Genomic DNA, 218 nt, shown 5'->3' with positions numbered 1-218 from the left:
GCCGTGCTCTCGGATTGCGACACGGTCGAGGACATCACCTTCTGGGCGCGCACCAAGGAGGCGTGGTTGCGCCGCTTCCTCGTGCTCAAGAACGGCATCCCGTCCGAGGAGACCTTCCTGCGGATCCTGCGCGCGCTCGATCCGAAGCAGTTCGAGAACATGTTCCGGCGCTGGGTGGGCGGCGTGGTCGGTGCGCTCAGCGACGATGCGGGCCTGGC

1 protein-coding gene is annotated in these 218 nt (G+C 67.4%); it reads left to right on the top strand.

The window, feature by feature from the left end:
- The coding region (locus tag C667_RS24195) for an ISAs1 family transposase (RefSeq protein ID WP_004394264.1) at positions 1-218 on the top strand (218 nt) is incomplete at both ends.

This window comes from Thauera phenylacetica B4P (assembly GCF_000310225.1).
Taxonomy (GTDB): Bacteria; Pseudomonadota; Gammaproteobacteria; order Burkholderiales; family Rhodocyclaceae; genus Thauera; species Thauera phenylacetica.
The sequence above is the reverse complement of the archived record's forward strand: the minus strand, read 5'-3'. Positions and strand labels throughout refer to the sequence as shown.